This is a genomic window from Sinorhizobium sp. BG8 (assembly GCF_016864555.1).
Lineage (GTDB): Bacteria > Pseudomonadota > Alphaproteobacteria > Rhizobiales > Rhizobiaceae > BG8.
In genome coordinates, this window is record NZ_CP044011.1 from 1,159,620 (window position 1) to 1,175,911 (window position 16,292).

General features: G+C 62.7%; 18 protein-coding genes and 1 pseudogene. 9 read left to right on the forward strand and 10 right to left on the reverse strand.

The window, feature by feature from the left end; translation table 11 throughout:
* Positions 1–16: 16 nt before the first annotated feature.
* Positions 17–1,225: a DNA recombination protein RmuC gene (rmuC, locus tag F3Y30_RS05345; protein WP_203425477.1), complete on the reverse strand. Its 1,209-nt coding sequence runs from the start codon at positions 1,223–1,225 to the stop codon at positions 17–19.
* Positions 1,226–1,342: 117 nt separating this feature from the next.
* On the opposite strand from rmuC, the gene def reads away from it, so the two are divergent.
* From def to truA, 3 genes are all read left to right on the forward strand, one after another.
* Positions 1,343–1,867 (forward strand): peptide deformylase, encoded by a 525-nt coding sequence (def, locus tag F3Y30_RS05350; protein ID WP_203425478.1) that lies wholly within the window; start codon positions 1,343–1,345, stop codon positions 1,865–1,867.
* A gap of 150 nt (positions 1,868–2,017) precedes the next feature.
* Entirely contained in the window at positions 2,018–2,953 is a 936-nt protein-coding gene (gene fmt, locus F3Y30_RS05355; RefSeq protein WP_203425479.1) for a methionyl-tRNA formyltransferase, read from the forward strand.
* The gene (gene truA, locus F3Y30_RS05360) at positions 2,953–3,699 is read left to right on the forward strand and encodes a tRNA pseudouridine(38-40) synthase TruA (RefSeq protein ID WP_203425480.1); all 747 of its coding nucleotides are present in this window, start codon (positions 2,953–2,955) and stop codon (positions 3,697–3,699) included. Before fmt ends, truA begins: the two co-directional genes overlap by 1 nt.
* Before the next feature lie 18 nt (positions 3,700–3,717).
* Here the strand turns inward: truA and F3Y30_RS05365 are convergent, their stop codons facing one another.
* From F3Y30_RS05365 to dapD, 4 genes and pseudogenes are all read right to left on the reverse strand, one after another.
* A complete protein-coding gene (locus F3Y30_RS05365; RefSeq protein ID WP_203425481.1) occupies positions 3,718–4,314 on the reverse strand; it encodes a hypothetical protein in 597 nt (198 codons plus the stop codon).
* Positions 4,301–5,493 (reverse strand): annotated as a pseudogene (dapE, locus tag F3Y30_RS05370) (succinyl-diaminopimelate desuccinylase). The gene F3Y30_RS05365 and the pseudogene dapE overlap by 14 nt, the downstream one beginning before the upstream one ends.
* Positions 5,494–5,596: 103 nt before the next feature.
* Positions 5,597–5,983: a DUF805 domain-containing protein gene (locus F3Y30_RS05375; protein ID WP_203425482.1), complete on the reverse strand. Its 387-nt coding sequence runs from the start codon at positions 5,981–5,983 to the stop codon at positions 5,597–5,599.
* 6 nt (positions 5,984–5,989) lie between these two features.
* Positions 5,990–6,847, reverse strand: a complete 858-nt coding sequence (gene dapD / locus F3Y30_RS05380) for a 2,3,4,5-tetrahydropyridine-2,6-dicarboxylate N-succinyltransferase (RefSeq protein ID WP_203425483.1) — start codon at positions 6,845–6,847, stop codon at positions 5,990–5,992.
* A 203-nt stretch (positions 6,848–7,050) separates the two neighbouring features.
* On the opposite strand from dapD, the gene F3Y30_RS05385 reads away from it, so the two are divergent.
* Positions 7,051–7,950, forward strand: coding sequence for an LOG family protein (locus F3Y30_RS05385; RefSeq protein ID WP_203425484.1), 900 nt, complete (start codon positions 7,051–7,053; stop codon positions 7,948–7,950).
* Between the two features lie 65 nt (positions 7,951–8,015).
* Here the strand turns inward: F3Y30_RS05385 and F3Y30_RS05390 are convergent, their stop codons facing one another.
* A complete protein-coding gene (locus F3Y30_RS05390; RefSeq protein WP_203425485.1) occupies positions 8,016–8,711 on the reverse strand; it encodes a pyrimidine 5'-nucleotidase in 696 nt (231 codons plus the stop codon).
* A gap of 95 nt (positions 8,712–8,806) precedes the next feature.
* Between F3Y30_RS05390 and F3Y30_RS05395 the strand changes: the two genes are divergently transcribed.
* From F3Y30_RS05395 to F3Y30_RS05405, 3 genes are all read left to right on the forward strand, one after another.
* On the forward strand, positions 8,807–9,712 hold the full coding sequence (locus tag F3Y30_RS05395; protein ID WP_203425486.1) for an EamA family transporter: 906 nt from the start codon (positions 8,807–8,809) through the stop codon (positions 9,710–9,712).
* Positions 9,713–9,796: 84 nt separating this feature from the next.
* Complete coding sequence (locus tag F3Y30_RS05400; protein ID WP_203425487.1) at positions 9,797–10,870, forward strand: trifunctional transcriptional activator/DNA repair protein Ada/methylated-DNA--[protein]-cysteine S-methyltransferase; 1,074 nt, start codon at positions 9,797–9,799, stop codon at positions 10,868–10,870.
* A gap of 3 nt (positions 10,871–10,873) precedes the next feature.
* Positions 10,874–11,644 carry an isocitrate lyase/phosphoenolpyruvate mutase family protein gene (locus tag F3Y30_RS05405; RefSeq protein WP_203425488.1) on the forward strand — a complete coding sequence of 257 codons (771 nt, stop codon included), beginning with the start codon at positions 10,874–10,876 and terminating at the stop codon, positions 11,642–11,644.
* Positions 11,645–11,663: 19 nt separating this feature from the next.
* On the opposite strand, the gene argB is transcribed toward F3Y30_RS05405, so the two are convergent.
* Positions 11,664–12,551: an acetylglutamate kinase gene (gene argB / locus F3Y30_RS05410; protein WP_203425489.1), complete on the reverse strand. Its 888-nt coding sequence runs from the start codon at positions 12,549–12,551 to the stop codon at positions 11,664–11,666.
* 193 nt (positions 12,552–12,744) lie between these two features.
* On the opposite strand from argB, the gene F3Y30_RS05415 reads away from it, so the two are divergent.
* Complete coding sequence (locus tag F3Y30_RS05415) at positions 12,745–12,984, forward strand: sigma factor-like helix-turn-helix DNA-binding protein (RefSeq protein WP_203425490.1); 240 nt, start codon at positions 12,745–12,747, stop codon at positions 12,982–12,984.
* Between the two features lie 20 nt (positions 12,985–13,004).
* Positions 13,005–13,736: an anti-sigma factor gene (locus F3Y30_RS05420; RefSeq protein WP_203425491.1), complete on the forward strand. Its 732-nt coding sequence runs from the start codon at positions 13,005–13,007 to the stop codon at positions 13,734–13,736.
* Between the two features lie 102 nt (positions 13,737–13,838).
* Here the strand turns inward: F3Y30_RS05420 and F3Y30_RS05425 are convergent, their stop codons facing one another.
* The 3 genes from F3Y30_RS05425 to F3Y30_RS05435 all read right to left on the reverse strand — a co-directional run bounded on the left by F3Y30_RS05425 (position 13,839) and on the right by F3Y30_RS05435 (position 16,178).
* Positions 13,839–14,378: a DUF1269 domain-containing protein gene (locus F3Y30_RS05425; protein WP_203425492.1), complete on the reverse strand. Its 540-nt coding sequence runs from the start codon at positions 14,376–14,378 to the stop codon at positions 13,839–13,841.
* Between the two features lie 146 nt (positions 14,379–14,524).
* The gene (gene yihA, locus F3Y30_RS05430) at positions 14,525–15,178 is read right to left on the reverse strand and encodes a ribosome biogenesis GTP-binding protein YihA/YsxC (RefSeq protein WP_203425493.1); all 654 of its coding nucleotides are present in this window, start codon (positions 15,176–15,178) and stop codon (positions 14,525–14,527) included.
* A 55-nt stretch (positions 15,179–15,233) separates the two neighbouring features.
* Positions 15,234–16,178, reverse strand: coding sequence for a DMT family transporter (locus F3Y30_RS05435; protein ID WP_203425494.1), 945 nt, complete (start codon positions 16,176–16,178; stop codon positions 15,234–15,236).
* Positions 16,179–16,292 lie beyond the last annotated feature (114 nt).

The following is a 16,292-nucleotide window of genomic DNA, read 5'->3' on the forward strand; positions in this document are numbered from 1 at the left end:
ACACTGCCCGAGGCCATCAGTCTTCGTCAACCACTCTCAGTTTAAGCTGGCCCGTGCGACTTTCGACACTCCGGCCACCCGGCTCCGAAGACGGCGGTGCCGCCGCAGGCTGCTCGAACTCCATTTCACCGATGCGCGATCCGCGGCGCGCGAGCTTCTCTGTCGAGGTCAGGATCTGGTCGACGTCTTTCTGCGCCGCGGTGAAATGACCGTGCAGCTTGCGCACCCGGTCGTCGAGACGGGTAAGGTCGTCCATCAGTCGCACGACCTCGGCCTGTATCACATGGGCCTGCTCGCGCATGCGCTGGTCGCGGAAAAGCGCCTGAAGAACCTGGATCGAAAGCAGGAGCAGCGACGGGGAGACGATCACGATGCGGGCTCGGTGGGCGCGCTGGACGACCATTTCGAAGGATTCGTGAATTGCCGCGAAAATCGACTCTGACGGCACGAACAGGAAGGCGGTGTCCTGTGTCTCGCCGGCGATGAGGTACTTCTCCGCAATGTCGCGGATATGGACCTCCATGTCCCTTCGGAACTGTGTTGCCGCGGCTTTCGCCGCCTCTGGCGATCCGGCGGCGGCAATGGCATTCCATGCCTCCAGCGGAAATTTCGCGTCGATCACCAGCGGCGGCTGTCCGTTCGGCATGCGGATCGTGCAATCTGGACGTACGCCGGTAGAAAGCTGCTGTTGGAACCCATAGGCCCCCTGAGGCAGTCCGTCTGCGACGATGGTCTCCATGCGCGCTTGCCCGAAGGCACCGCGTGTCTGCTTGTTGGAGAGGATGGCCTGAAGGCCTACGACATCCTTTGCCAGCGACTGAATGTTCGTCTGGGCGGAGTCGATCACGGCAAGCCGCTCCTGCAGCTTCCTCAGATTGTCGTGGGTCGCCCGTGTCTGCTCGCTGATCGACTGCCCGAGGCGTTGGGTGAGCCCGTCAAGCCGCTGGTTGATCGCCTGGTTCGTTTCCGCCTGGCGCGCGCCGAACACTTCGGCCATGGCGGCCACGCGGCCCTGCAGCTCGGTCTGCGCCTTCAGGAGCTCGCCAAGCTGGATCTGCGCGGAGGAAGCAGCCTCCGCATCCCGCCTGTTCGAGCGCCGGGCGAGCCCGATCGTGAGCGCGACAAGCACAAGGAAACCGAGTGAAGCGAGCGCTAATGCGGGATTTCGGGACACGGTCTCCGAGGCACGAATCACCACATGATGAAGGGAAGATTGGAAATCCATGCGCGGACCATAGCACCGTTTCGCGAGAGTGTAAGATCATAACGTGAACAAACTGCGACCGTCTACAGCGACGCGCAAGAGAATTGAAAGCTGCCACGCAACACGCTAAGGAGACGCATGACCATCAAACCGCTGATAATTCTTCCCGATCCCATACTTCGTCAGGTCTCCAATCCCGTGGAGGCCATTACCGACGACATCCGTCGGCTGACAGAAGACATGCTGGAGACGATGTACGATGCTCCCGGGATAGGCCTGGCGGCGATCCAGATCGGCGTGCCTCGTCGTATGCTCGTGCTGGATGTCTCCAAGGAAGGCGAGGAGAAGCAGCCGCGGGTGTTCATCAACCCGGAAATCGTGGCGTCTTCCAGCGAGCGGTCCGTCTACGAGGAAGGCTGCCTGTCCATCCCGGACTACTATGCAGAGGTTGAGCGGCCGGCCGCTATTACCGTCCGCCATCTCGACCGGGAGGGAAAGGAGCATATCGTCGAGGCCGACGGTCTTCTCGCCACCTGCCTCCAGCATGAGATAGACCACCTCAACGGCGTATTGTTCATCGATCATATATCCAAGCTGAAGCGCGACATGGTGATCCGGAAGTTCACCAAGTCAGCAAAGGCCAGGGGTACAAAAGCGATCTAGCTGCCCATTCTGATTGGGGCACGGTGTAATCGCAATCGGCCCTGACGACGGGCGAGCCATGCGCATCGCGACGAGAATGACGTCGAGGGGCTTGATTTGGAGCGCGCAAACCCTTTTGAAGAGGGCTGATCGAGACAAGAGACCCGCACGATGGCGCTTCGTATAATTTTCATGGGCACGCCCGACTTTTCCGTACCGACGCTGACGGCGCTGGCGGACGCGGGGCATGAGATCATCGCCGTCTATTCGCAGCCGCCGCGCCGTGGCGGACGCCGCGGCCTGGAACTGCAGAAGTCGCCCGTGCATCTGGCAGCCGAAAAACTGGGCATCGAGGTGCGCACGCCGCTGAACTTCAAGCAGGAGGAGGACCGCGAGGCCTTCCGGTCGCTCGATGCCGACGTGGCGGTTGTCGTGGCCTATGGCCTTCTGCTTCCGGAAGCGATCCTGGGCGGCACCCGGCTCGGCTGCTACAACGGCCATGCCTCCCTGTTGCCGCGCTGGCGCGGCGCAGCTCCGATCCAGCGGGCGATCATGGCGGGGGACAGCGAAACCGGCATCATGGTGATGAATATGGACAAGGGGCTGGACACCGGTCCCTTCGCGCTCACGAGCCGCATTCCGATCACCGAGAACATGACTGCCAGCGATCTGCACGACGCTCTGATGGTCGCGGGCGCCAGACTCATGGTCGACGCGATGGCTAAGCTGGAGGCGGGCTCGCTTTCCCTGACGCCGCAGGCCGAGGAAGGCGTCCTCTACGCCGCCAAGATCGACAAGATGGAGACCAGGATAGACTTCGCCCGGCCCGCGCGGCAGGTGCATGACCACATCCGCGGGCTTTCGCCCTTCCCCGGTGCCTGGACCGAAATGGGCGTTTCCGGCCGGACAGAACGGGTCAAGGTGCTTGCCAGCGAACTGGCGGCCGGTGCCGGTGCACCTGGCGAGGTTCTTTCGGACGACCTCGTCGTCGCCTGCCTCGATGGCGCGGTCAGGCTCACCCGCCTCCAGAAGGCTGGCGGCAAGGCACTGTCAGCGAACGATTTTCTGCGCGGCACATCCGTTCCCGTCGGCGTGGTCCTCTCCTGATGCCGCGCTATCGCCTCCTCATAGAGTATGATGGCACGCCCTATGTCGGTTGGCAGCGGCAGGATAACGGTCCCTCCGTGCAAGGTGCGATTGAAAACGCGATCCTGTCGCTGACGGGCGAGACGGTTTCCATTCGCGGAGCGGGCCGCACTGATTCCGGCGTCCATGCCATGGGGCAGGTGGCTCATGCCGATCTCACTCGCGACTGGACGGACCATACCTTGCGCAACGCGTTGAACGCGCACCTCGGCCAGGCCGGGGAAAGGGTCGCGATCCTCGCAGCAGCCAAGGTGGCCGACGACTTCGACGCGCGGTTCTCGGCGCTCCGCCGGCACTATCTTTACCGCATCATCTCCCGCCCGGCGCCGCTTGCCCTCGAGGCTAACCGCGCCTGGTTCGTGACACGAGCGCTCGATCACGAAGCGATGCATGCGGCCGCTCAAGTTCTGGTCGGCAGGCACGACTTCACCACGTTCCGGGCCGCCCAGTGCCAGGCCAATAGTCCCGTACGGACGATCGACCGCCTCGATGTTACCCGGTCGGGCGATTGCATCGAGATTCGAGCCACCGCACAGAGCTTCCTTCACAACCAGATACGCTCCTTCGCCGGAACGCTTAAGCTTGCCGGAGAGGGCAAGTGGAGCGTGGACGACGTTCGCCGCGCGCTGGAAGCCCGCGACCGCAAGGCATGCGGTCCTGTGGCCCCTCCGGACGGCCTCTACTTCATGCAGGTCGATTACCCCTGACGCGAAGGTCCGGCTTTCTCAGATCGGCAGGGTGCCGAAGAACTTTTGAAGGCCCTGGCCTGCGAGAAGCGGCGGCAACACGAAGAGCGCGGTGAGGGTCGAGGCCAGCAGCACTTGCTTGCCGACGCACATCAGCAAAAGCCGGTACTGAATGATGATGCTCGCTCCGAATATGACGTAGAGAAGAAGGCCAGCGAAGGGAGCCGATGCGGGCAGAACCAGGGAGAGCGCGAAGGGTAGTGCCGCAGCATACGAGAGCGGAACCGAGACCCAGTTGCTGGCGGTGATCACCACGCCAAGGTGCCGTGCATAGCCGAGAGGACGCGCGAGCAATGTCACGAGCACGAGCGGCAGCACCCACCCAGTCACGTCGACGGCTAAGAGTTTCAGGATGAAGAACAATCCGGCCGGCGTGCCTTCCGGCATGTTGGCGAGGTAGTAGAGCCGCCACGAGGCCCAGATCACGGCGAACGCCGGCAGGCACCAGACGAACGCCCAGAACGAGCGGAACAGGCCGCGCACCGTCAGATCCAGCCAGCCGAACCCCTCCTGCTTTTGCCGCAGGAGCAGCCAGATGCCGTTCAGGTAATGAATGACCTCGTCAAGACCGGGCATCGCCGAACCAGCGCTCGAGGAACGTCTCGTAGATCGTCGTCAGCGTCTCGAGGTCGGCGACGGCGACACGTTCGTCGATCATGTGCATCGTCTTGCCGACCAGACCGAACTCGACGACAGGACAGTAGTCCTTGATGAAGCGTGCATCCGAGGTGCCGCCCGTTGTCGAAAGCTTTGGTTCCTTGCCGGTAACTGCTGCAATCGCGGAGGAGAGCGAAGCGATCAGAAGGTTGTCGCGTGTCAGGAAGACGTGGCTGGGCCTTTCCGCCCAGGCGATGTCGTAGCGCACCGGCGACCGACCGGGCCGCAGCCGGTCGCGCCGGGCTGCCTCGTCCAGACGCCGCAGGATCTCCGCCTTGACCGTCTCCGCCGTCCAGGTGTCGTTGAAGCGGATGTTGAAGCTGGCCGTTGCCTTGGCGGGGATGACATTGACAGCGCGGTTCCCCGTGTCGATCGTGGTGACCTCGAGGTTGGACGGCTGGAAGTCGGCGGTTCCCTTGTCGAACGGCGGATCCATCAGGGCATCGGTCAGTTCCAGGATGGACCGGATCGGGTTGTCAGCCAGATGCGGATAGGCCACATGGCCCTGAACGCCGTGAACGGTAACCGTTCCCGATACGGAGCCGCGACGACCGATCTTGATCATGTCGCCGAGCGCGTCCGGATTGGTCGGCTCCCCGACGATGCAGGCGTCCCAGCGTTCACCCTTCTCGGCGGCCCACTGCAGGAGCTTTATCGTTCCGTTGATCGCTGGCCCCTCCTCGTCGCCGGTGATGAGGAAGGAGATCGACCCGGGGGATTGCCGTGCTTTTTGATGTGACGCGCGACAGCGGCCGCAAAGCAGGCGATGCCGCCCTTCATATCGACGGCGCCCCGGCCGTACATCTCGCCTCCGGCGATATCTGCGGAGAAGGGACCGTGCGTCCATGCCGCTTCATCGCCGACGGGAACCACGTCCGTGTGGCCGGCGAACATGAGGTGCGGACCTTCCGTGCCAAGGCGGGCGTAGAGATTCTCGATGTCAGGCGTATCTACGTCGCTCGCGGTCACCCGGTGGACGTCGAAACCGAGAGGCACGAGCATCGACTGAAGCGCCGTCAGCGCTCCGCCTTCGGCAGGCGTCACGGACGCGCACTTGATGAGGGCAGCAAGATTGGCGATCGGATCGGTCACGGTCATGAATGTATCATTCGTATGGAGCGGCCCTGGAGCCGGAAAATGCGTCGGACGGCGAAGGTTTAGCCGATCAATCGGGCCATGTCACGGAGCGCCGGGACGCCCGTCAGTTCTTCGGCCGATTGGTGGCGATTCCATGGCTGTTCGGGCCGGCGGTGCCCGGCCAGAACACGAAGGCGATCAGTGCGAAGAATGAGATGGCGGGTACGAACAGGCATAGAACCAGCGGCGCCGGCACATTCATGTCGTGCAGCCGCTTGATCGTCAGCATGACGGACGAGACGGAGGCCACGAGACCGACCAGGAGGAACAGCACCGTCCAGATCGTGAAGGACGGATCCTGGTGCTGCGTGAAGATCATCCGGGTCAAAACGGCGGAGAGGATCACTACCCAGAACGCCCAGGCGAGCGCGTAGGGCACGCGTGCCAGCCGGCCCGACCAGCCGAAGAACAGCCATGTCAGACTGGGAATCTGCTCCGCCGCCGCTGGCATCGACACTCAGTCCCGAAGCAGCTCGTTGATACCGGTCTTCGAGCGGGTCTTTTCGTCCACGCGCTTGACGATGACGGCGCAGTAGAGGTTCGGAGCGGGCTGGCCGTTGCCCATCACGTTTGTCGAAGGCAGAGAGCCCGCGACCACGACAGAATAGGGAGGGACTTCGCCATAGGTGATTTCGCCGGTTGCGCGATCGACGATCTTGGTCGACTTGCCGATGAAGACGCCCATGCCAAGGACCGAGCCCTCGCGCACGATGCAGCCCTCGACCACTTCCGAGCGGGCTCCGATGAAGCAGTTGTCCTCAATGATGGTCGGGCCCGCCTGCATCGGCTCAAGAACGCCGCCGATGCCGACGCCGCCGGACAGGTGAACGTGCTTGCCGATCTGCGCGCACGAACCGACGGTCGCCCAGGTGTCGACCATCGTGCCTTCACCGACATAGGCGCCGAGGTTGACGAAGGAGGGCATGAGGATCGCGTTCGGCGCAATGTAGGCGGAACGCCGCACCACGCAGTTCGGCACCGCCCGGAACCCGGCCTTCTCGAACTCGTTTACGCTCCAGCCGTCGAACTTCGAAGGGACCTTGTCCCACCAGACGGAATCGCCAGGGCCGCCCTTGATGATTTCCATGGCGTTCAGGCGGAAGGAGAGCAGAACCGCCTTCTTCAGCCACTGATTGACGGTCCAGACGCCATCGCTTCCGCGCTCGGCCACGCGCACCTTGCCGGTGTCGAGCAGGTTCAGCGCCGCCTCGACTGCATCGCGAACTTCGCCGCGCGTCGCGGTCGTTACGGTCTCACGGTTCTCGAATGCACGTTCGATGGCGGCGGATAGGGATGCCAGATCGGAGCTGTTCATCGGAATTCCTTAAACTTCGGCGATTATTCTAACGGTTCAGGCGCTGGAACGGACATGATCTTCCGTGGGAGCTTCTGCTCTAGAGCATGAGCCGGCAAAGATGAAGCCCCTTTTCCGACAGATGCTGTTCTGTCAGAAGTCTAGTGCGGAAGAACTCGACCATCCGGGATCGAAAGGCCCGGAGGGTGAAACAGGAATTCGAAATGGCAAGATTGAAGAAGAAGAACCTTCGCCGCAAAGATGGCGTATGGGACCCGCTGGCAGACAGTGCCGCCGACCGAAACCGGGCATCCGCCATCCCCCAAACCCCGCAATCGATGTCGCCGGCCTATCGCCTCGCCTATGCAGACGACGATTTCCTTTGCAGCGAGGAGCTTCGCCCCGTTCGCCTCCAGCTCGAGCTGATGAAGGTCGAGATGCGGCTCGCAGAACGTGGCATCAAGTCCACGGTGGTGATGTTCGGCGGCGCGCGTATTCCTGCACCCGGCATGCATGCCTGGGCGGCGCGCAACGAGGTGCAGCGGCAGAACCTCGAAGCGGCCTCGATCTATTATGAAGAGGCCCGCAAGTTCGCGAAGCTCTGCTCTGCCCGCTCGGCGGAACATGGGTTCAAGGAGTATGTCGTCGTAACCGGCGGTGGCCCCGGGGTGATGGAGGCAGGAAATCGCGGCGCGGCGGAAGCCGGAGCCCCGTCGATCGGGCTCAACATCGTATTGCCGCACGAGCAGGCGCCGAACGAGTACGTCACACCCGAACTGAGCTTCAATTTCCACTACTTCGCCATCCGCAAGATGCACTTCCTGCTGCGTGCGAAAGCCGTGGCGGTCTTTCCTGGCGGGTTCGGAACGCTCGACGAGCTCTTCGAGGCCGTCACGCTGATGCAGACCGGCCGCATGGCCCTCGTGCCCCTGATCCTGTTCGGCGAGGCCTTCTGGCGCAAGATCATCGACTTCGAGGCGCTCGCGGCATTCGGGACAATCGCTCCCAATGATATCGAGCTGCTGCAGTTCGTCGAAACGGCAGAGGAAGCCTGGGACGTGATCGTGAAGTTCTACGAGCACCTGGATGCCGAAAACGGCGCGGAAAACGGCGCCGCCAAGTAGCTTCGGCAAGCATCGAGGAACGCTTCCGGCCCACGCTGGGCCGGACGTGCCTCTCCGGCGCTGGCTTACAGCAAGTGCCGGAGGAACCCCGTCAGATCGGACGTGGTGTAGTCGACGTGCTTGTCCTCGTCCGAGAGCGTTTCCCAAGCCTCGATGAAGGTTTGGTTCTGTTCTTTCGGCAGGAGCAGGACGGTCTTCATGCCGAGCGTCTTCGGCACGAGCAGGTTGCGCGGCAGGTCCTCGAACATGGCGGCATGGGTGGTGTCCACGCGATGCAGCGCCATGAATTTGTCGTAGGTATCGCCTGCTGGCTTCGGCACATAGTCCGCGGCAACGATGTCGAAGATGTCGTCGAAATGGTCGAGAATGCCAAGTGCCCGCGCGGCCATCTCGGCATGTCGCACGCTGCCGTTGGTGAAGATGAACTTGCGGCCCGGCAGCGCCTTAATCGCCTCTCCCAGCTCGATGTCGGGAGACAGAACGTTGTAGTCGATCGCATGCGCCCTTTCGAGAAAGTCGGACGGGTCGATGCCGTGATGGATCATCAGGCCCTTCAGCGTGGTGCCGTGATCGTTGTAGTAGCGCTTCTGCAGCGCGCGCGCGTCTTCGCGTTCAAGCCCCAGCAACTGGGACACGTAGGCGGTCATGTTGCGGTCGATTTGCGAGAAGAGATCGACATGGTGCGGATAAAGGGTGTTGTCGAGGTCGAATACCCAGTCGCGCACGTGAGCGAAATCGGCTTTTTCCGGAAGGTCTGTCATGGGCGTCTTATGGCAGGCTTGGCAACGAAAGAAAACGCCTATCTGCCGCAGGCCGATCTTGGCGGTCGAGGGCGCCGCGTGCTACGCGGCACGGTATGGAACCCTGGATTGCCATCACCATCGCCGCCGCCTTCCTGCAGAACCTCAGATCCGCTCTGCAGAAGCATCTTCGCACCTCGCTCGGAACGACCGGGGCGAGCTTTGTGCGGTTCGGCTTCGGCTTTCCACTTGCGATTGCCTACGTCATGGGCCTGCATCACTTCGCCGGCTACGCATTTCCCGTGCTGAACCCGGGCTTTGTATTCTGGTCGGTGGTGGGCGGACTGGCGCAGATCTTCGCGACCATCCTGCTCGTCTACCTGTTCTCGCTGCGCAATTTTGCCGTCGGCACCGCCTATTCGAAAACCGAGCCGGTGCAGGCGGCGATCTTCGGGCTCATCCTGCTCGGCGAGCGCCTGACGCCCGGCGCGGTGGCGGCGATCATCGTCGGCGTGTTCGGCGTAATGATGATCTCCGTCGCGCGGGTGCCGCTTTCCTGGCGAAACCTCTTTGCTGCCCTTGCCGGACGCACGGCGCTGATCGGCATCGCCTCGGGCGCTGTCTTTGGGATATCCGCCGTCGCGTACCGCTCGGCGGCGCTTTCGCTCGACGGCCCGAACCCGATCATGCAGGCAGCCGTCACGCTCGCCTGCGTTACGACCTTCCAGACGCTCTTCATGCTCGTCTGGATGCTCGTCAAGGATCCGTCCGAGATCGGGCGGGTCGCCCGCTCCTGGCGCTCATCCTCACTCGTGGGGTGCGCGGGTGTCATGGGGTCCGCCTGCTGGTTCACCGCCATGGCATTGCAGCAGGTGGCCTATGTGCGCGCACTCGGGCAGATCGAGTTGCTCTTTACCTTCGCGGCATCGATCTTCGTTTTCCGTGAGCGGATAAATCGCATGGAAGTTGCCGGATGCGTCCTGATCGTCACTGGCATCCTTTTCCTGCTCATGTGGAAGTGATGGCCGCGGCGTTCTCCGTACGCAAAGAAAAATAGCTGCCCGAAAATCGGCGCCGGTTCGGCCGGAACGGTGGTAGAAAGGGCCATGCTATTTGACCTGCCAGACGACGACACTCTCTACGATGCACTTGTGGCGCGCAGCGACGCCTATGAGGGCCGGGCCTATGTGTGTGTCACGACGACCGGTATCTTCTGCCGGCTGACCTGCCCAGCCCGCAAACCCCTGAAGCAGAATACCTTCTTCTGTTCCTCGATCGGAACCTGCATGGCCGCCGGTTTCCGGGCCTGCAAGCGTTGCCGTCCGGTGGATGGGGTCAAGGGGCGGGACGAGACGGTCGACACGGTGCTCGCGGCATTCGAGCGGGAGCCGGAGAAGCGATGGACCGAGGAACACATCGTGGCCATGGGGCTCGATCCCTCCACCGTAAGGCGCGCCTTCAAGCGGACACTCGGAACGACCTTTCTCGACTATGCGCGCCATCGCCGCCTCGGCCTTGCCGCGCGTCATCTGGCCGAAGGCGGTCGCGTCATTGAAGCGCAGTTCGAGGCAGGCTATGAATCGCCAAGCGGCTTTCGGACCGCTTTTGCCCGGCTTGTCGGAAAGGCGCCTGCCATGTCATCCGGAAACGACCTGCTCTTCGCCGACTGGATGGAGACGCCGCTCGGGCCGATGGTGATGGTTGGCGACAAGACGCACCTCCACCTTCTCGAGTTCCACGACCGCAAGGCCCTGCCTGCTGAACTGAAGGCGCTGCAGGCGAAGACCAAGGCCAACGTGGTTTCAGGCCGCACGCAACCCATCGAGCAGATGGAAGAGGAATTGAAGGCCTATTTCGCCGGCCAGTCCGCGGAGTTCCGTACGCCGCTTGCACTCGCCGGCAGCGAGTTCGAAAAGAAAGTGTGGCGCAAGCTCCTGGAGATTCCCATTGGCGAGACCAGGTCCTATGGCGACATCGCACGTGAGCTCGACACGATAGAGGTCGTCCGGGCGGTTGCGCGCGCGAACGGCGCGAACCGGATCGCCATCGTCATTCCCTGCCATCGTTGCATCGGATCGGACGGATCGCTGACGGGGTATGGCGGCGGGCTATGGCGCAAGCAGTGGCTGTTGCGCCACGAGGGTAAAATGCGGCCGGTTGGCCTTTTCGCGGAAGGGTAGAAGATGAAGCACGGTGAGAAGGCCGAGGCGTTTCAGGATCTGCATCGAAAGGGCGATCCGCTGGTGCTCTACAATATCTGGGACGCAGGTAGTGCAAAGGCCGTTGCGGGGGCCGGGGCGAAGGCGATTGCGACGGGAAGCTGGTCGGTCGCCGCCGCCAACGGCTATCCGGACGGTGAAGCCGTTCCGCTGTCCCACCTTGTCGACATCGCCCGCACCATCGTGCATGCGACCGATCTCCCCGTTACCATCGATTTCGAGGGCGGCTACTCGGCGGAACCGGGCGAAGTCGCATCAAACGCCGGGCGCCTCATCGATGCCGGTGCGGTCGGGATCAACTTCGAGGATCAGGTCGTCGGCGGCGCGGGAATCCATAAGGTCGAGAACCAGGTTGCGCGCATCGGCGCAATCCGCTCGACGGCCGAGGGCAAGCGCATCCCCTTCTTCATCAATGCACGCACCGACCTTTTCCTTCAGGAGTCGGATGCTTCCCTGCATCCGGCGCTCGTCGATGCGGCGATCGAACGGGGCAGGGCATATTCGGATGCGGGCGCGAGCGGCTTCTTCGTGCCGGGACTGGTCGACCCCGCCTCGATTTCCCGCATCTGCGAGGCCGTACCGCTTCCTGTGAACGTCATGATGAAGACTGGCGCGCCGGATGTGGCTTCGCTGGCCAAGCTCGGCGTTGCCCGCGTCAGTTATGGGCCGGGCCCCTACCGGGCGATGATCGAATGGTTGGGCCGACAGGCAGCCGCGATCTACGCGGGCGCTTGATCCGCCGGCCCCTGAAGGCTCAGGAAACGATGAGAGTGCCGGCGCCGCCTTCGGTGAAGATTTCGAGCAGCACGGAATGCGAGGTCTTGCCGTTCAGGATGACGACGCCCTGCACGCCTGCCTTGATCGCATCGATGCAGGTCTCGACCTTCGGAATCATGCCGCCCGAAATCGTGCCGTCCTTGATGAGCGCGCGTGCCTGGGCGACCGAGAGTTCCTTGATCAGTTGCCCCTGCTTGTCGAGTACGCCGGGAACGTCGGTGAGGAAGAGCAGGCGCGTGGCGTTCAGCGCACCGGCGATCGCGCCGGCGAACGTGTCTGCATTGATGTTGTAGGTGTTGCCGTCACGGCCGGGTGCTACGGGCGCAATCACCGGGATCATCTCGGATTTCGCCAGCAGGTCGATCAGTGTGCGGTCGACTTCGACGACTTCCCCGACATAGCCGAGATCGAGAACGCGCTCGATGTTGCTGTCGGGATCGATAACGGTCTTCTTCGCCTTCTCGGCGAAGACCATGTTGCCGTCTTTTCCGCAGAGCCCGATCGCCCATTCGCCGGTCTGGTTGATGAGCGCCACGATTTCCTTGTTGATGGAGCCAGCGAGAACCATTTCGACGATCTCTACCGTCTTCTGGTCGGTGACGCGCAGCCCGCCCTCGAACTTCGATTCGATGCCCATCTTGGCCAGCATGGCGCCGATCTGCGGGCCGCCGCCGTGAACGACGATCGGGTTGACACCGGATTGCTTCAGGAGCGCGATGTCGCTCGCGAAAGCCTTTCCGAGTTCCGGGTTGCCCATGGCGTGCCCGCCATACTTCACCACGATCGTCTTGTTCTCGTAGCGCTGCATGAAGGGCAGGGCCTGGGCGAGAAGACGGGCCTGGGTTTCGCTTTCGGATTCGGACATGGGCTGGCTCCTGAATTTGACGGCGCCTGTTTAACGCATGTTTTGTGACGAGGGAATGATCCTGCCGAAAGATAAGCGGATACCGCTGCCAAAACGCGATGGTATCCTTGCGGTCGCGAGTGAAAGCACAGACGCCTGCCTTGCCGTCATCGTGCGCAATCCTTCGAATGATTTGCCGAGGCGCACAAGACCAGTGGCAACAAAGTTGGATGAGGCCTATGATGCCTCCGATCTGCTCGCAACTTCGGAGGAAAGTGCGGAGCTGCGATGGGATGGACGCCGGATAGAAACCTGCATGCAGGAGCTGGAGACGGACAGATCGTCCGCTTTCCGATGTGCCTATGTGGAAGGTCTGAAGGATGAGACACTGGCGGATGTTTACGGCGTTCCGCTGAACACGACGCGAACCTGGCTTCAGCGAAGCCTGTTGTAACACAGAGAGTGCGGGAGGCGATGACGGCGTCCGACAGAGAAATGGGAGACTTCCGCCGTGACGAAGTGATCGCGGGGGAGTACGTGCTTGGTGTCCTCTCCGAGGAAGACCGACGCAAGGTCGAGGTACGTCTCGCGAGCGACCGGAACTTCGCCGCGATGGTCAATCGCTGGGCGGAAAATCTCTCGAGCTTCAACGATGACTACGAGACCATTGCCCCCCCGCAGGGCCTCTATCGGCCGTTCGAGTCGCGCATTTTCGCGCCGACTGCGGGTGATGCGCTGATGACGGTGCCAGGCAAGGTAGGTTTCTGGAACTCCCTGATCTTCTGGCGCTCCATTGCCTTTGCCTCGGTCGCCGCGGCGGCGGGGTTCGGAATTGTCGCGGGCAGCCTCCTTTCTCCGCAGCACACAAGCTCGCCCCTCGTCGCCGAACTGACGGGCGATGCAAACGACATCAGCCTCATGGCCTTTTATGACACCGGCACGGGAGCACTGAAGCTGACGCCGGTTGCCGCCGCGAAGGAGACAAAGAAGTCTCTGGAGGTCTGGTTGGTGGAAGAGGGGAGGCCTCCGGTCTCTCTCGGCGTTCTTCCGCAAACGGGTGAGGGCAAGCTCTCGGTCCCACAGGCGGTGCGCCGCAAGGTCGCGACAGGTGCTGTGCTTGCAGTAAGCGTCGAGCCGCTCGGCGGCTCGCCAACTGGCGCGGCAACCGGTCCAATCATCGCTTCCGGCAAGACTCGCAGCTTCTGATCCACCCCATCTGCCGCAACGGCAACGTTTGCTCGGGCGCGCTCTCTTCACGGCAACTGCGGGAGAGCCGCGCGCTCCTTGGAGGCGCGGCCTTCTCTGGGATCAGAATGTTCCGGCCGGCGGCGAGGCGGTCGTCGGATCCGACAGGGCTTCCTGAAGCTGCTTCTCCTGCTCGGGGGAGAGCGACGTCTTCAGGACCTTTCCTCTCAGGCCCTCGAACTCTGCGAGCACCTTCTCGGGCTGCACCTTGCGGACCAGCACGAAGAGCGCGGACGAGTTGTTGGGGATCGTCGCTCCGAGCGATTTGATGAAGTCGTCGTCTATGCCGTAGTCGGCGAGCGATCCGGAAAGGGCGCCTGCCCCCGCGCCGATGGCGCCTCCGAGTGCAAAGCCGGCCAGCGGATTGAGGAAGAGCAAACCGACGAGGCCGCCCCAGATGGCGCCCGAAAGAAGGCCGGACGAAGCTCCGATGGCCGTCAGGTTCATGCTCTGCTTGAGATGGACCTTCCCTTGTTCGTCGCGCACGACCACCACCGCGTCTTCCAGGTCGACCAGATATTCCTTCTTGAGACTGTTAAGCTTCAGCAGGACCTTGTCGGCTTCATCCGTCTTGTCGAAGCCTATGACGATCAGATCTGACATAGTGTTCTCCTCTCTTTCGGTGCAGCGACCGCATCGGCGAGTTCGCCGATCAGGAGATAGTACACAATTCATGTCGCGGTAGTGACATCGGTCAACTTGCAAACCGATGTCCCGACGCCCGCGCTAAGGGCGACACTACGGAAAGGTCAGCGCCCGATCGTCGTCTCGATCGCGGCGCGAAGCGTTTCCAGCCCCTGCGACTTCTCGGAGGATGTCGCGAGCACTTCCGGATAGGCGGCCGGCCGCTTGCGGATCTTCTCGAGCGTCTCGGCGATCAGCCGGGGAACGCCCGCAGTCTTGATCTTGTCGACCTTCGTCAACACGAGCTGGTAGGACACGGCGGCCTTGTCCAGCAGGTCAAAGACTTCTTCGTCGTTCTTCTTGATGCCGTGGCGGCTGTCGATCAGCACATAGACGCGCTTCAGTGTCGAGCGGCCGCGCAGATAGTCGAAGACGAGCTTTGTCCAGGCATCGACCTGGTCTTTGGGAGCCTGAGCGTAGCCGTAGCCTGGCATGTCGACGAGCGCCATGGGCGGCAGATCCCCCTCCGCGCCGGAATATCCGTCGGGCACGAAGTAGTTCAGTTCCTGCGTCCGGCCGGGCGTGTTCGATGTCCGGGCCAGTCCCTTGTGTCCGACCAGCGCATTGATCAGCGACGACTTTCCGACGTTGGAGCGCCCGGCGAACGCGACTTCCGGCGGCCCCTCGGGCGGAAGGAACTTCATCGACGGCACGCCGCGGATGAAGATCCAGGGCCGGCCGAACAGCGGCTTCTGGTCGGGCGTGCTCTTCTCGGTCATTCCGCTTGCCTTTCGCTCGGGGTTTGGCCCGGCTTCGGGGTTTTGGAATGGAATGTCAAGCTTCAGGTCCCGATACGATGCGAACCGGGCCAGTACGGCGTTGCTGCCACACCTCCAGCAGCAGGTAGCCGAGCAGGGCGACAAGCACGATGGTGCCGCCGATGACGGTGCGGGTACTCGGGATTTCGGAATGGATGATGGCGACCCAGACCGGGGCCAGCACGGTCTCGGCAGTGCTGAGAAGAGCTGCGACCGCGGAGGGGACGAGCCGGGCGCCGGTAACGAACAAGGCCAGTCCGAGGCCAAAATTGAAGGCTCCGAACACCATGAGGATGGCCAGTTCCCGACCGTCGACGCCGAGACCGGACGACTGGCTCGCCGCAAAGGTGGCGGCGACGATGGTCCCGAAGAAGACGGCCGGCGTCATTCGAACGTGTGAATACCGCCGCGTGATCACGGTGGCCGAGGCAAAGGCGAATGCGATCAGCAGCGCGAGCGCATCACCGATCGGTGAGACCTCTCCCGTCATCGACCCGGACACCATGATGCACACGCCTGTAATGACGACAGCGATGGCGACCCAGGTCTGCATTGCGATCCGCTCGCGGAACAGGAGCCACGAGAGCAGCGCGGCAATGAGCGGCACGCTCGCCTGGATGAGAAGGATGTTTGCGACCGTCGTATAGGCGAGCGCCAGGATGAACGAGGTCGAGGCCGTGGCGAAACAGAGCCCGACGGCCACTCCCGGCCAGCCCATGTCCTGGAAGAGCCGGCGGGTGCCCGCAACTCCGTCCCTCAACAGCATGAACCCGAAAAGGAAGATGGCGGCGAAGAGCGACCGCCAGAACACGATCGTCCAGCCGTCCTCGACATGGAGAAAGCGTGCCAGTGTGCCGCCGAAGCTCCAGACGATCGCCGAGGCGAGAACGAGTGCTGCACCGACCCCCTGACCTTGCGTTTCCGGCCTCTTGTTGGAAACCAGTGCGGGAGATGGAGACATGGTCGTTTGGCTCTACCAACTTGGCTCCCGGAGAAGGGAACCGGTTTCGGGGCGAAGACGTGGCGAAGAGAACGGTCCAGTGCGGCAGGACGACTCCGTCGAATCGCTTCACGC

Excerpts from the sequence above, each read along its gene's own strand:
- rmuC (WP_203425477.1), bottom strand. The coding sequence starts at position 1,225 with ATGGATTTCCAATCTTCCCTTCATCATGTGGTGATTCGTGCCTCGGAG.
- def (WP_203425478.1), top strand. The coding sequence starts at position 1,343 with ATGACCATCAAACCGCTGATAATTCTTCCCGATCCCATACTTCGTCAG.
- fmt (WP_203425479.1), top strand. The coding sequence starts at position 2,018 with ATGGCGCTTCGTATAATTTTCATGGGCACGCCCGACTTTTCCGTACCG.
- truA (WP_203425480.1), top strand. The coding sequence starts at position 2,953 with ATGCCGCGCTATCGCCTCCTCATAGAGTATGATGGCACGCCCTATGTC.
- F3Y30_RS05365 (WP_203425481.1), bottom strand. The coding sequence starts at position 4,314 with ATGCCCGGTCTTGACGAGGTCATTCATTACCTGAACGGCATCTGGCTG.
- F3Y30_RS05375 (WP_203425482.1), bottom strand. The coding sequence starts at position 5,983 with ATGCCAGCGGCGGCGGAGCAGATTCCCAGTCTGACATGGCTGTTCTTC.
- dapD (WP_203425483.1), bottom strand. The coding sequence starts at position 6,847 with ATGAACAGCTCCGATCTGGCATCCCTATCCGCCGCCATCGAACGTGCA.
- F3Y30_RS05385 (WP_203425484.1), top strand. The coding sequence starts at position 7,051 with ATGGCAAGATTGAAGAAGAAGAACCTTCGCCGCAAAGATGGCGTATGG.
- F3Y30_RS05390 (WP_203425485.1), bottom strand. The coding sequence starts at position 8,711 with ATGACAGACCTTCCGGAAAAAGCCGATTTCGCTCACGTGCGCGACTGG.
- F3Y30_RS05395 (WP_203425486.1), top strand. The coding sequence starts at position 8,807 with ATGGAACCCTGGATTGCCATCACCATCGCCGCCGCCTTCCTGCAGAAC.
- F3Y30_RS05400 (WP_203425487.1), top strand. The coding sequence starts at position 9,797 with ATGCTATTTGACCTGCCAGACGACGACACTCTCTACGATGCACTTGTG.
- F3Y30_RS05405 (WP_203425488.1), top strand. The coding sequence starts at position 10,874 with ATGAAGCACGGTGAGAAGGCCGAGGCGTTTCAGGATCTGCATCGAAAG.
- argB (WP_203425489.1), bottom strand. The coding sequence starts at position 12,551 with ATGTCCGAATCCGAAAGCGAAACCCAGGCCCGTCTTCTCGCCCAGGCC.
- F3Y30_RS05420 (WP_203425491.1), top strand. The coding sequence starts at position 13,005 with ATGACGGCGTCCGACAGAGAAATGGGAGACTTCCGCCGTGACGAAGTG.
- F3Y30_RS05425 (WP_203425492.1), bottom strand. The coding sequence starts at position 14,378 with ATGTCAGATCTGATCGTCATAGGCTTCGACAAGACGGATGAAGCCGAC.
- yihA (WP_203425493.1), bottom strand. The coding sequence starts at position 15,178 with ATGACCGAGAAGAGCACGCCCGACCAGAAGCCGCTGTTCGGCCGGCCC.
- F3Y30_RS05435 (WP_203425494.1), bottom strand. The coding sequence starts at position 16,178 with ATGTCTCCATCTCCCGCACTGGTTTCCAACAAGAGGCCGGAAACGCAA.